This is a genomic window from Streptomyces thermodiastaticus (assembly GCF_014656135.1).
Classification (GTDB): Bacteria; Actinomycetota; Actinomycetes; order Streptomycetales; family Streptomycetaceae; genus Streptomyces; species Streptomyces thermodiastaticus.
In genome coordinates this window covers 34,150-46,664 of sequence record NZ_BNBV01000032.1, presented here as the reverse complement: position 1 = coordinate 46,664, position 12,515 = coordinate 34,150, and the positions used below count along the sequence as shown (strand labels likewise).

The 12,515-nt window shown below is 75.1% G+C and carries 9 protein-coding genes; 1 reads left to right on the top strand and 8 read right to left on the bottom strand.

Annotated features, from left to right (window positions below; all coding sequences use genetic code 11):
* Nucleotides 1–38: 38 nt before the first annotated feature.
* Nucleotides 39–1,478, top strand: a complete 1,440-nt coding sequence (locus tag IE286_RS23280; RefSeq protein ID WP_189798728.1) for a gamma-aminobutyraldehyde dehydrogenase — start codon at nucleotides 39–41, stop codon at nucleotides 1,476–1,478.
* Nucleotides 1,479–1,568: 90 nt separating this feature from the next.
* Here the strand turns inward: IE286_RS23280 and IE286_RS23275 are convergent, their stop codons facing one another.
* From IE286_RS23275 to IE286_RS27690, 8 genes are read right to left on the bottom strand one after another with little or no spacing between them, the layout of a single operon-like run.
* Nucleotides 1,569–3,137 carry a zinc ribbon domain-containing protein gene (locus IE286_RS23275; RefSeq protein WP_189798727.1) on the bottom strand — a complete coding sequence of 523 codons (1,569 nt, stop codon included), beginning with the start codon at nucleotides 3,135–3,137 and terminating at the stop codon, nucleotides 1,569–1,571.
* Entirely contained in the window at nucleotides 3,134–3,709 is a 576-nt protein-coding gene (locus IE286_RS23270; RefSeq protein ID WP_189798726.1) for a phage tail protein, read from the bottom strand. Before IE286_RS23270 ends, IE286_RS23275 begins: the two co-directional genes overlap by 4 nt.
* The gene (locus IE286_RS23265) at nucleotides 3,709–5,667 is read right to left on the bottom strand and encodes a putative baseplate assembly protein (RefSeq protein WP_189798725.1); all 1,959 of its coding nucleotides are present in this window, start codon (nucleotides 5,665–5,667) and stop codon (nucleotides 3,709–3,711) included. The genes IE286_RS23270 and IE286_RS23265 overlap by 1 nt, the downstream gene beginning before the upstream one ends.
* The gene (locus IE286_RS23260; protein ID WP_189798724.1) at nucleotides 5,667–6,110 is read right to left on the bottom strand and encodes a GPW/gp25 family protein; all 444 of its coding nucleotides are present in this window, start codon (nucleotides 6,108–6,110) and stop codon (nucleotides 5,667–5,669) included. The genes IE286_RS23265 and IE286_RS23260 overlap by 1 nt, the downstream gene beginning before the upstream one ends.
* Nucleotides 6,111–6,141: 31 nt before the next feature.
* Nucleotides 6,142–8,049: a VgrG-related protein gene (locus IE286_RS23255; protein ID WP_189798723.1), complete on the bottom strand. Its 1,908-nt coding sequence runs from the start codon at nucleotides 8,047–8,049 to the stop codon at nucleotides 6,142–6,144.
* Nucleotides 8,049–8,774: a CIS tube protein gene (locus IE286_RS23250; protein ID WP_189798722.1), complete on the bottom strand. Its 726-nt coding sequence runs from the start codon at nucleotides 8,772–8,774 to the stop codon at nucleotides 8,049–8,051. Before IE286_RS23250 ends, IE286_RS23255 begins: the two co-directional genes overlap by 1 nt.
* Before the next feature lie 17 nt (nucleotides 8,775–8,791).
* On the bottom strand, nucleotides 8,792–9,214 hold the full coding sequence (locus IE286_RS23245) for a phage tail protein (protein ID WP_125499917.1): 423 nt from the start codon (nucleotides 9,212–9,214) through the stop codon (nucleotides 8,792–8,794).
* Between the two features lie 51 nt (nucleotides 9,215–9,265).
* Nucleotides 9,266–9,679, bottom strand: a complete 414-nt coding sequence (locus IE286_RS27690) for an extensin (protein ID WP_189798745.1) — start codon at nucleotides 9,677–9,679, stop codon at nucleotides 9,266–9,268.
* Nucleotides 9,680–12,515: the final 2,836 nt, after the last annotated feature.

The window sequence follows — 12,515 nt, the reverse complement described above, 5'->3', positions numbered from 1 at the left end:
GGCAATCGGACACCACACCAGATCCAGGAGGGCCGGCAGTGAGCACCGAGCTGCGTCGTCTGCGCAACTACATCGACGGTGAGTTCCGGGACGCCGCCGACGGACGGACCACCGAGGTGGTCAACCCCGCGACCGGCGAGGCCTACGCCACCGCGCCGCTGTCCGGCCAGGCGGACGTCGACGCGGCCATGGCCGCGGCCGCGGCGGCCTTCCCCGGCTGGCGCGACACCACCCCCGCCGAGCGGCAGAAGGCCCTGCTGAAGATCGCGGACGCGTTCGAGGAGCGCGCCGAGGAACTGATCGCCGCCGAGGTGGAGAACACCGGCAAACCGATCGGGCTGACCCGCTCGGAGGAGATTCCGCCGATGGTCGACCAGATCCGCTTCTTCGCGGGCGCCGCCCGCATGCTGGAGGGCCGCTCGGCCGCCGAGTACATGGAGGGGACGACCTCGTTCGTCCGCCGTGAGCCGGTCGGCGTCTGCGCCCAGGTCGCGCCTTGGAACTACCCGATGATGATGGCCGTGTGGAAGTTCGCCCCGGCGATCGCGGCCGGCAACACGGTCGTGCTGAAGCCGTCGGACACCACGCCCGCCTCCACCGTCCTGATCGCCGAGATCCTCGGCTCGATCCTGCCCAAGGGCGTCTTCAACGTCATCTGCGGCGACCGCGACACCGGCCGCCTGATGGTCGAGCACCCCACACCGGCGATGGCCTCCATCACCGGCTCGGTGCGCGCCGGCATGGCGGTGGCCGAGACCGCCGCCAAGGACCTCAAGCGGGTCCACCTGGAGCTGGGCGGCAAGGCCCCGGTCGTCGTCTTCGAGGATGTCGACATCCCCAAGGCCGCGGAGGAGATCCGTGTGGCCGGCTTCTTCAACGCCGGCCAGGACTGCACGGCCGCCACCCGCGTCCTGGTGCACGAGTCCGTCCACGACGAGTTCGTCGCCGCGCTCGCCAAGGCCGCCTCGGAGACCAGGACCGGGCAGCCGGACGACGAGGACGTCCTCTTCGGCCCGCTGAACAACCCCAACCAGCTCAAGCAGGTCGCCGGCTTCATCGAGCGGCTGCCCGCCCACGCCAAGGTGGAGGCCGGCGGCCACCAGGTCGGCGAGCGCGGCTACTTCTACGCCCCGACCGTCGTCTCCGGCGTCAAGCAGGACGACGAGATCGTCCAGAAGGAGGTCTTCGGCCCGGTCATCACCGTCCAGTCCTTCACCGACGAGGACCAGGCCGTCGAGTGGGCCAACGGCGTGGAGTACGGGCTGGCCTCCTCGGTGTGGACCAAGGACCACGGTCGCGCCATGCGGATGTCCAAGAAACTCGACTTCGGCTGCGTGTGGATCAACACCCACATCCCGCTGGTCGCCGAGATGCCGCACGGCGGCTTCAAGAAGTCCGGCTACGGCAAGGACCTGTCGGCGTACGGCTTCGACGACTACACCCGCGTCAAGCACGTCATGACGTCGCTGGACTCCTGAGCACCCGGCGGGCCCGGGTCCCGGAGACACGAAGCGACGGCCCCGGACGGCGCGCACACCGTCCGGGGCCGTTCCACACCCTCTCGCGGTTCAGGAACCCCCGCCCTGCGACGGGCCGAAGAACTCGATCTCGGCGATGGACACCTGCTTGCTCGCGGAGATCTGGTACGCGGACTGCAGCACGAAGCGGACCGCGGTGACCTCGCCGACCCGGAACGACCGGGTCTGCGGACCCGCGCCCTGGTCCAGGACGATGTCACGGGTGGTCGTCCGGCCGTCGGCCAGCGTGATCCGGGCCTCGATGCGGTGCGGGAGCGCCGACTGGGACAGCTGGTCGGCGTGCGTCGACACGCCCGGGGTGATGACGACGTCCAGCAGCCGGGTCGGTTCGGAGAACCGGGCCTCGATCCACTGGCCCTGGCCTGCCTGGGACACCCCCGGACCCCACCAGGTGTTGTTGAGCTTGTCGAAGGCCAGCTGCGCGCCGTGGTCCGGATAGGAGCGGGACGCGGCGACGTGGTCGGGCGAGATCGGGGCGCGCTTGGCGAAGTGGTCCCGGGTCGCCTGGACCGCGTCGGGGATCTTCATGCCCAGCACGACCAGCAGCACCAGCACGACGGCCGCGCCCAGCCAGCCGAGCACCCGGCCGAAGGTCCGGCGCAGCCGCGGCCGTTCACCGGCCCACGGGGCCTCGCGGTCGTCCGCTCCCCACAGCCGTCGCCACCAGGGCCGCCGCCCGGGGGCCTGCTCGCCGCGCTCCCCGGCCATGGGCATCGCGCACCGCGTGCAGTAGTGCCGGTCCGGCCGGTTGCGCGTCGCGCACCACGGGCAGGGCACCCCGCCCTCCGCGCCCAGGTCCTCGCCCGGGGCCCGGACGGTCTGCGGGCGCTGGGCGACGGGACGGCCCGGCAGCACCGGTGCCACGGTGGGTTCCGGCGCGGGCCGGGGATCCGGGTCGGAGACCGGGACGATCAGCCGCCGCGCCCGGTCGGTCATGCCGTCGCCGCTCGTGCCGTCCCCGGGCCGGTCGTCCCCGGACCAGTTGTCCCCGGGCCGGCTGTCGCCGGGCAGGCCGCCGGGGCCGTGGGCGCCGGCCGCGGTGGGCAGGGGCTCGGTCGGCGCGCTGTCGTCCACGGACGCGTCGCCCCCCGGGCCGGGCACGGCGGCCCCGGGCGCGGGCGGCCGGGCGCGGAACACGGTGTCGTGCGGCGCGGGTGCCGCGGCCTCCGGGGCGGCGGCCGGCACAGGCCCGGCGGAACGGGCCTGTCCCGTGCCCGCGTCGTCCGGGCGGTGGTCACCGCCCGAGGGCGCAGCGGCCCCGTCCTCCGGGGGGAGGCCGGCCGTCCCCGGCACCGGTGCGCCGGACACCGCCGGGACACCGTCGCCGGAACCGGTCACCGGCCCGCCGGGCCGCGCCGGGGACGCCTCGGCCGCGCCCGGCCCCCAGGAACCCTCGGGCAGCGCGGACGACACGGCTCCGTCCTGCTGAGCGGCTTCCCCGGAGCCGGCGGGCCGCCCGGCGTCCGCCGCCGGTGCCGCGACCGGGGCCCGGGTCGCCGCCCGGTCGGTCCAGCTCAGCACCGCACCGCAGGCGTCGCAGAACGACTGGCCCGGCTCCGCGGGGGTGCCGCAGTCGGCGCAGCGTCGGGGGGTGGTCATCTCTCGGAGGTCCTTTCGGCGGGTACGGCCGGTTCGGCGTCGATCACCTGAACCGTGTACGGCATGTGGGCGGGGCGGGCGGCGGCCACGAGGGTCTCCAGGCGGTGCCGGTCCGCGGCGGTGGGATGCGGCAGCCGCAGCACCACGTGCAGGCGCGGACGCGGCTCGCCGGGAATGGGGCCGAGCGGGCGGGCGCTCCAGTCGGCGGCGCCGCTCTCGCTGATCTCCGGCTCCACGCCGAAGGCCAGCCGGATCGCCTCCGACAGCCCGCGCCGCGTCCCGCGGATGCGGTGCAGACGCGCGGCCGCGGCCACCGCCGCCCGCAGCAGTGGCTCCGGTTCGCCGCCGTCGGTCTCCGCGCCGACCCAGCCGCCCAGCCAGCGCACGAAGTCCAGCGGGGCCAGCGACGGCCGGTAGTAGGTGTCCGAGCAGTCCAGGACGTTCAGGATCGGCGCGAGGACCTCGTCGAGCCCGGCGACGAACCGCTGCGCCAGGTCGTCGTCGGCGAACACCGCGGGCAGCATCATGCCCAGCGGCATCGAGGAACCCAGCCCGTCGACGGAACCGCGCATCAGGCACCGTCCCCGATGACCCGCACCCGGTGGTCGAAGGAGAACACCAGCGAGGGCCGGGACAGGTCGATGCGGTCCGTCGGCTCGCCCCGCTTGCCGGTCAGCGGGTCCGCCGGATGCAGCACCACCTCGTCCACCAGCTCCACGCCCGGCACCCGCTGCAGCACCGCGAACACCTCACCGGACTGCACGGGACGCCCGAACGGCCACCCGGTGCCGTCCGCGCCGCCGGTCAGCGGGTCGAGGTGCCGGTACAGCGCGTCGAGCGCCTCCCGGCGCACCCGGTCGGTGTCCACGCCGCGGAAGGCGTGCACCGTCGCCACCACCGTCACCCCCTGGTAGTACGGCGGCCCCACCGCCAGCCGGGTGCCGATCAGGCGGCGCTCGTCCAGATGCCGCGTGATGCGCTCCAGCAGCGCGTCGCCCGGCACCAGCTGCTCGAAGCGGAGCCGGCCGCCCGGGTCCGGTACCGCCTGCGGCACCACCAGCACCCGCACCGCGTACGCCCCGTGCTCGTCCTCCTCGCCCTCCAGGCAGGTGATGCGGGCCGTCTCCGGGGCGGCGCGGCGGGCCAGTTCCTCGTAGTCCCGCAGGGTCACCGCACGCTCCTGCGCGCGCAGCGTGATCGGAGCGCGGACCTTGGCCTCCTCCACCGTCTCCCCGTCCACACCGCCGCGGGCCGCCTCCCGGTTGACGACCTCGGACACGTACGGGATGGAGGTGCGCAGCACCTGCACCGCGCCGCGCGCGACATTGCCGGCCCGGCCGCCGCCGGTGCGGTAGCGGCGGGCCCGGATAGGAGCGCCCTTGGGCGCCACCCTGCCGTACTGGCGCAGCGTGCCGTCGGGTTCGCGCACCGCCGGGCCGAAGGCGATCTCACCGGTCGTGGCGTCCAGGGTGATGTGCCGGTCGTCCGGGCCGGAGGCCGCGAAGTCCGGCACGACCTGCCAGTCCACCCAGCCGTCGTGCTCGGCGGTCTGCAGCAGCAGCGGCGGGTCGTCGCCGACCACGGGGGCGTGCGCCAGCCGCAGCCGCTGCCCGGGCAGCCCGGTGGACTCGCCCAGCGCCTCGTCGTACACGGTCTCGGCGTGCACCGCGGTGGTGGTGCCGCCGATGGTGAACGCCTCGGCGGACCGGACCGTGGGGGAAGTGGTGTAGAACGGCTGGCCGGACAGCGGTTCGGTGACGCGGCAGCGGAGCCAGCCCGCCTCCTGCCCGGCGTTGCGGGACAGCACATGCCCGCCGGGGACGTGCAGCACCACCTCGCCGGGCCGGTTCAGGCCGCCGGTGCCGTCCCGGTCGACCTCGCAGGGCTTCCAGCCGTCCGCCGTCCACGCCTCCCACACCAGCGGCGGCTGGCGCGGGTCCACACCGACACCGTCGACCCGGCTGTCCAGCTCCAGGGCGACCGCGCAGTGCGGCACGGCCGCGGACAGCCCGAGCAGCATGCAGTCGCCGGGGGCGGGCGCCTCGGCGAAGCACAGCAGGTCCTTGCCGTCGGCCAGGTCGTGGGTGCGCTCCACGGGCCGCTCGCCCCGGTGCTGCACCAGCAGATGCTCCAGTCGGCAGGGCACGACGGTGAGATGACGCTCCGTGGCGAAGACCACCGCCTCCTCGGTCTCGGTGCGCACGGTGGCCACCTCCGTGCCCACCGGCACCGTCACCGCCTCCTCCTGCGGCGCCGACAGCCAGAACGTGACGTCGGTGCGGGCGGCCGTCGGCGGGAACAGGGTGATCCCGACCAGGTCCAGGAAGGCCAGATGGTTCTTCTCCGGCACCCGGTTGAGCCGGTAGACGATCTGGTCGGCCATGTGCGCGACCGTCTCCACGAGGGTGATGCCGGGGTCGGAGACGTTGTGGTCGGTCCACTCCGGGGCGCGCTGCTGGATGTAGCGCTTGGCGTCGTCGACGAACTGCTGGAAACGGCGGTCGTCGAGATGGGGGGAGGGCAGGGCCATCAGCGTTCGCTTTCCTCGGCCGGGCCGGCCGCACCGGGGCCGTCCGGCTCGTCGTGGGACGGAATGACGTAGAACGGGAAGACGAGGGAACGGGGGTTGTTGGTGCCGCGGATCGAGTAGCGCACGTCGATGTAGAGGACGCTGCGGTCGGCGCTGGCCGTCACCTCGACGTCGTCGACCTCGATGCGCGGCTCCCAGCGGTCCAGGCTGGCGTACACCTCGTGCTGGATGCGGCCCGCGGTCTGCTCGTTGACCGGGGCGAACACCAGGTCGTGGATCGCGCAGCCGAAGTCGGGCCGCATCGGCCGCTCGCCCGGCGCCGTCGACAGCACCAGGCGGATCGCCTCCTCGATCTCGCGTTCCCCGCTGACCAGCGCGATCCCGCCGGTCGGCGAGATGCGCAACGGGAACGACCACCCGGACCCGACGAACTGCTCGGCCATCACCACCACCCTTTCCTGTCGGGGCCGCCGCTCACGGGATCACCATCGGCACCGGGATCGTGGTGACCCCGAACACGGGCGAACCGACCAGCGTGGTCGGCGCCTTGATCGTCGTGTTGGCCGCCGAGGTGATCTGCACGGTTCCCCCGCCGGTGAGATTCGCGGCGCCCAGGGCGCTCAGGTTCAGGGCACCCACCGCGTTCACCCCGATCTCGCCCGCGGCCCGCACGTTCACCATTCCGGCGCCCTCGATGCTCAGCGGGCCGCCGCTCTTCAGGCTCAGGCTGCGCCGCGCGCTGAGCGTGAGGTCGGTGCCCGCCTCGACCGACACCGACCGGCTGCCCTTGATCGTCACCTCGCCCCGGCTGTCCACCACGATCTCGGTGTTGGTCCGGTCCAGGGTGATGGTCAGCCGGCCGTCCCCGGACGCCAGCCGCACCCCCTGCTTGCGGCCGCCGGTCTTCTGGCTGAGCAGGTCCACCCGGTTGCCGTCCCGGTCGGACAGGGTGTGCCGGCTCGCCTTCTTCCGCACGGCGTCGTGCAGCGGCACGTCCCGCACCGGCGTCGGCCGGTCCTTGCCGTTGTACAGGCCGCCGATGACGAACGGATGGTCCAGGGCGCCCCGGTCGAAGGCCACCAGCACCTCGTCGTTGACGTCCAGCGGGAAGATGCCGCCGCCGTCGAGACCGCCCCACTGCACCGTCCGCGTCCAGTCGCTGACGTAGGTGTCGTCCAGCCACGGGAACCGCAGCCGCACCCGCCCCTGCTTGAGCGGGTCGTCGACGTCCGTGACCACCGCGTTGGCCACACTGGGCAGCCGCAGCGCGGTGTCCGTGCCGCCGGACGTCAGCCCGTACAGCGAACGCCACTGCCGGCCGCTGACCGTCACCCACGCCTCGTAGTGACTGCCGTCGCCGAACACGTGCCGCACCGAGGTGACGGTGTACTTGCCCTCGAAGGGCAGACCGACGTCCGCGAGCGCCACCGGGATCCCCGGCCGCAGCCGGGGGTTGCCGCGCGCGACGACCTCCAGCTCGGCGAAGGACGACGTGATGTCGTCGGCGAGGGCCTCCGCGGCGTTCTTCACCTCGCTCTGCTTGTCGTACGGCGTGCCGGTGTCCACCAGGGCGGCCTGCCCGAACGCCGAGGCCGCCGCGCCCGGAGTGGTGCCGATCCGGATGCCCGGGTTGGCGGTGGCGGGCGCGGTGGCGGTCAGCTCCTTCTTCGTGGTGACGTCCCAGCCGCGCGCCTGCACCCTGCCCACCTGGTCGGAGGCGGTCACCGCCGCCCGCAGCCGCAGGATGTCGTGCCCGGCCTGCAGCACGAACGGGCTCTTGTCGCCGTCGGTGTCGGGCGAGGGCGCCCCCGAGGACGGCTTCGGCCGGACGAACTGCAGCTTCCCGTCGGCGTCGACCGACATCACCATCTCGTTCTCGTCGGCGAGCCGCGCGAGGAAGTCCCAGTCGGTGACGTTGGACTGGCTGATGAACTCGTAGACCGTGCGCGTCGACTCGATCCGCCCCACCGGCACACCGTCCTGCGCGGCCAGCTTGCGGGCGATGTCGGACGCGCTCTGGTTGCGGTAGGCGGCCACCCGGCGTCGGCGCAGCAGCCGGTGCCCGAGGTCGTAGCCGCGCACCACGGTGAAGCTGCCCGTGCCGTCGTAGTCGGCCTCCAGACCGGTGACCTCCCCGGTCAGCAGCGGATCCCCGGCGCCCCGGCCGTCGGCCACCGGCGCGATGGTCACCTTCGTGCCGAAGGTGATGTTCAGGCGTTCCAGCAGCTTGTGGTAGGGGTCGCGGAAGGTCAGCCGGAACGCGGCCGGCACCCCGACGCCCTGGTCGACCCAGCTGTCGACGAGGGCGCGAGCCCACTCGGGCGGCAGCTTGGCACCGCCTATGCGCACGTCGACGACGCTGGAGAACGCGGACCGCACCATCAGACGCGCACCTCCTCCGCGGCCGGCAGCACCAGTTCGGTGCCGGCGGGCAGACGGCTCGGGTCGTCGATCCCGTTGGCCTCGGCGATGGCACGCCAGGCCGCGGCGCTGCCGTACTCCCGCCAGGCCAGCGACTGAAGCGAGTCGCCGGCCACCACCCGGTGCACCCGGCGCGCGGTCAGCGCACCCGACGTCGGGTTCTGCCCCTCGGTCCGGCTGGGGATCTCGTGCAGCTGCAGCCGGCAGGTGGCCCGGATCGGCACACCGGTCGTGCCGAACAGGGTGTAGCCGGCCTGAACGGAGCTGACGTAGGCGGTGAACCGGGCCGTGGAGAACGACCCCCACTGGAACACCACCCACGGCGGCGACGGCTGCTTCGCGGCGATGCTGCGCTCCGTCACCTGGCAGCACTTCAGCAGCGACTCCACCTTCTTCAGCACGGTGTTGCTGGTGGGGTCGCCGGAGGAGTCCAGGAAGATCTCCAGGCTCATCTCGCGCGGCTCGGAGCCCATGAACTCCGGCAGCGCACCGTCCCGTTCGATCTGCGCAGCCGTGGATTTCCACAGCGCACGCCGGGACAGCGACAGCTGCGCCGGGTTGAAATCGAAGTCGAACGTCCTGATCAGCCCGCCGGGAGCGGTGCTGTCGCCGGTGGGCGGTTCGTGGATCGCGAGCGTGGCGCGCACCAGGCTCTTGCCGGCGCCGCCCCTGCTGCCCTGGGCCATGCTCGGTCGGCTCCCTCTCAGTCCGTGAACCCGTGGTGGGTGATCTCCAGCACCTCCGTCGCCACGGCCGGTGCGGCCGGGTCGAGGGTGGGCCCGGTCCAGCGGACCGGCAGCACGTCGATGAGCCCCCAGCGGGCCACCTCGGAGCCGTCGGCCCGCAGCGCCGCGATCTGCGCGGTGGGCCGCTCGATCCCCGTCTGCACGGACGAGATCCACTTGGCGACCTTCGCGGTGTCCGGGGTGAGCGGCCGGGTCAGCCGGATGGTGGAAAAGGTGACGCGGGTCGGCAGCTGCCAGACGAAGCCGTTGTTGCCGCCCTCCTGGTGCTGCTCGATCTCCACCTGGGACGCCAGCCCCTCGCAGCCGTTGAAGTAGCCGAGGCTCTCGCCGTCGATGCTGAGGCTGAACCAGATGGTGGAGCCCGGGTCCTGGCGGGACATCGCGGGTGGGCCTTTCTGTCGTTGCGGGTCGGTGGTGTCGTGGGGTGCCGGTCAGCGGCGGGGGTCGCGCAGCCGGCCGATCCGTTCGCGGTCCATGCGCAGCTCGGTGCGGACCAGCCGGGTGATCCGGCCGATGATCCGGTGCGCGAGCTCGTCGAGCTGGTGGTCGCTCAGCTCTCGAGGGTCGAACGCCCCGGGCTGCGGCTCCGGGTGCTCGGCGGCGGCCGCGGCGGACGCGGAGGCGGGGGTGGCCGGGGTGGCCGCCGTGGTGGGCCGGCCGACGGGAGGCGCGGGCGGCCGGGGCGGCGCCGGTGGCAGGGCCGGAGAGGAGGCGCGCTGGACGACCGGCGGTGCGGAGGGCGTGGTGGGTGCGGGCGGCCGTGCGGGGGTGGCCGTGGTGGGTGTGGGGGGCGTGGTGGCCGCGGTGGCCGCCGGGGTGGGGAGGGCGCCCGTGGCCGGTTTCACGGCCGGCGCGGGACCGTTCGGCCGGGCGGTGCGCCGGGCGACCGGCCAAGACGTGGCGGGGGCGACCGGCAGAAAAGCGCCGGGAGCGGCCGGCAGGGGAGTGACGGGAGCGGCCGGGGTGGGGCCGGCCGTCGCCGAGGGCGCCTGGGCCGCCGGGGCGGAGGACGACGGGAGTGACGGGGCCGACGGGGAGATCGCGGGCGCTGCCGGCCGGACGGCACGCTGCACGACGGGCAGGGCGTCGGTGCGCGCCGTCGCCGCGGTGGCAGAGGCGTCGGCGGGTGCCGGTCCCGCGGTGGACGGGGTGTGGGCGGGTGCCGGTCCCGCGGTGGCAGAGGCGTCGGCGGGTGCCGGTCCCGTGGTGGACGGTACCGGGACGGCCGGGAGCGAGGGCGTGGCCGGCGGTGTCCCGGGTGTGCGGCCCGCCCGGACCAGGGGGCCGGACAGGGGCGTGGTGTCGGCGGGTGCCTCGGTCAGGGGCGCACCGAGAGGACCACGAGGCGCACGGGCCGCGAGGGGAGCACGGACCTGTGCGGTTCTGGTGCCGTCGGTCGCGGACGCGCGCTGCACGGTGGCGGAGTGTGTATCGCCGTGGGCGCTTGGGGAGTTGGTGTTGCCGGTGATTGTGTGCGGGACGGACCGGGAGGCGGTCTCCGGCCGTGGCGGCTGCTCGGAGGTGCGTGCGCTGTCCGGCGCAGCCGGCAGTGCGGGTGCGGCGGGGGAGGAGGCGGAGGGCAACGGCTCGCTGCCGGCGGAAGGACGTTCTTCCGCCGCCGGGGGTACGGGCAGGCTGCGCGGGTCCGGCCGCCCGGACGGGGACGGGGCCGGACGGGCGGATGCGCCCGCGGTGCTCGACGCGTCGGATGTCTGCGGACCGCCGGCCCGGGCAGGCCGTACCGGCTGTGCGGAGCGTGGGGACGGTGCGCTGTGCACGGGGTGGGTGAGCGGGGTGCGTTGCACGGAGGGTGCGGGCTGTGCGGGGTGCGACGGCAGCGGGGCGCCGATACCCGGGCGGGCGGCGTGGCCGGTCGCGTCGCGCCGCCCGTCCGGTGCCGTCGGTGCCGGGGCCGCGGCGGGAGCGGTGGGTCCTTCGGTGCGTGCCGCCGCTCGCTGCACGGGGGTTTCGGCGGACCGGACGCTGTGCTGAGCGGCCGTGTGCGTGGCGGCCGTCCGGCTGGTGTCCGCTCGTGCGGCCTTCGCCGGTGCGGCGTTCGTCCGTACGGTCCTGGTGTGTGCCGTGTTCGTGTGTGCCGTGTTCGTGTGTGAGGTGTTCGTCGGTGACGTGCCGGTGGGTGACGAGCCGGCAGCCGCGACGGATGCGGATCCGTCCGGGACAGCGGGCTCGCCCGTACCGCCGTCCTGCCCCGCGGATGGGCCGTGACCGGGGCGCGTCTCGTCCGAGGACTCCGGGACGCTCCTCCGCACGGACGGCGACCCCTGGGACGGCGACCCCTGGGACGGCGGCATCGACGGCGCAGCAGGACCGGAGGCGTCCGCCGACGCCGTGCGGCCGGGCGTCGACGGTGACGGTGTGCCGGTGTCGGAGGTGTGAGCCGTGCCCGGCGTCGCGGTTTCCTCGACAGCGCTCGGCGCGGGGGAGGCGGGCGACGGCGCAGGGCGCGCCGCGCCGGCCGGTTCGGCTCCCTCGGACGCCTGCTCGGCCCCGCGTGCGCCGGCCAAGTCCGGGGACGCGGACGCCTGCCGCCGGGACACGGGAAACGTACGCCGCTGGACGACCGGGGCCTGTCGCCCGGCCCGTGTGAGGGTCGCCGGACGGGCCGAGGCTCCGGGCGGCGTGAGGGCCGGCCGGAGCCCGGAGACGGGCAGCGCGGGTTCCACCACGGTCACCGGGGCGGAGGGCGGCTGCAACGACACGACCGGAACGGCCGACTGGCGTGCCACGGATCCCACCGGGCCCGCAGCGTCCGCGGCTCGCCGCACCGAGGGCGCGGCGGTGGCCGGGGGCACGGCGGCACCCGCACCCGAGCCCGCCGGGTCGCCGGACGCGGTGGTGCGGGGTGCGGACCTCTGCACCGAGGTGGTGCGGCCCGGGCCGGTCACCGCAGCCGCGCGTGCCGCCGCCGCACCGGGCGTCGGCCCGTCCGCCCGCACCACGTCGAGCACCGGGCTGTTCGGCACGGGACCGCCGGGCCGCGCGCCGGCGGACGCCGGACCGGGCCGCGCCGGCCCGCTGACCACCGACCCGCGCGCCCCCGGAACACCCGTCGAAGAAACACCCGTCGAAAGAGCACCGGGACCCGACGGAGCCCCCGACGGACCGCCCGCCGAGGAGGCACCCGCCGCCGGACGACCGGCCCCGGCGGCCGCGGTCCGGGGCGTCGCCGGGCGCGCGGAGGCACCGCCGCCCGCGCCCGGTTCCCGGCCCGCGGGCGACGGCACGTCCCCCGGCACCAGCCACCGCAGCGGAACCGCCGGCGCGCGCTGCACCGCGGGCTCCCGCACCCACGAGGGCAGGGGAGCCGCCGGCTGCTCCAGGCCCGGGACCGGGCTGCCCGGTACCGGGTGCGGTGACCGGCCGCCGAGGACGGTGTCCGACCGCCCGTCCAGCACGGCGTGCGAGGCCGTGCCCACGAACGACGGGTTCTGCCAGGTGGGCAGCCGCCCGCCGAACCCGGAGTCGGCGACCGGACCCCGGGCCTGGGCCAGCGCACGCCGCAGCGGCGGCAGACCCCGCCAGGCCTCGGGCACCACCGGGCGCACCCCGCCGGCCGGCAGGTCCGGGGCGCCGTCCGGCGGCAGGGCGCCGTCGGCAGTGGTGCCGGGTGCCGTGGCCTCGGGCGCGGAGGGTGCCGCGCCGTCCTCGGCATGTGCCCGG

Coding starts and splice junctions, on each gene's coding strand:
- IE286_RS23260 (WP_189798724.1), bottom strand. CDS start 6,110: ATGGCCGAGCAGTTCGTCGGGTCCGGGTGGTCGTTCCCGTTGCGCATC.
- IE286_RS23270 (WP_189798726.1), bottom strand. CDS start 3,709: ATGCGCGGTTCCGTCGACGGGCTGGGTTCCTCGATGCCGCTGGGCATG.
- IE286_RS23275 (WP_189798727.1), bottom strand. CDS start 3,137: ATGACCACCCCCCGACGCTGCGCCGACTGCGGCACCCCCGCGGAGCCG.
- IE286_RS23255 (WP_189798723.1), bottom strand. CDS start 8,049: ATGGTGCGGTCCGCGTTCTCCAGCGTCGTCGACGTGCGCATAGGCGGT.
- IE286_RS23265 (WP_189798725.1), bottom strand. CDS start 5,667: ATGGCCCTGCCCTCCCCCCATCTCGACGACCGCCGTTTCCAGCAGTTC.
- IE286_RS23250 (WP_189798722.1), bottom strand. CDS start 8,774: ATGGCCCAGGGCAGCAGGGGCGGCGCCGGCAAGAGCCTGGTGCGCGCC.
- IE286_RS23245 (WP_125499917.1), bottom strand. CDS start 9,214: ATGTCCCGCCAGGACCCGGGCTCCACCATCTGGTTCAGCCTCAGCATC.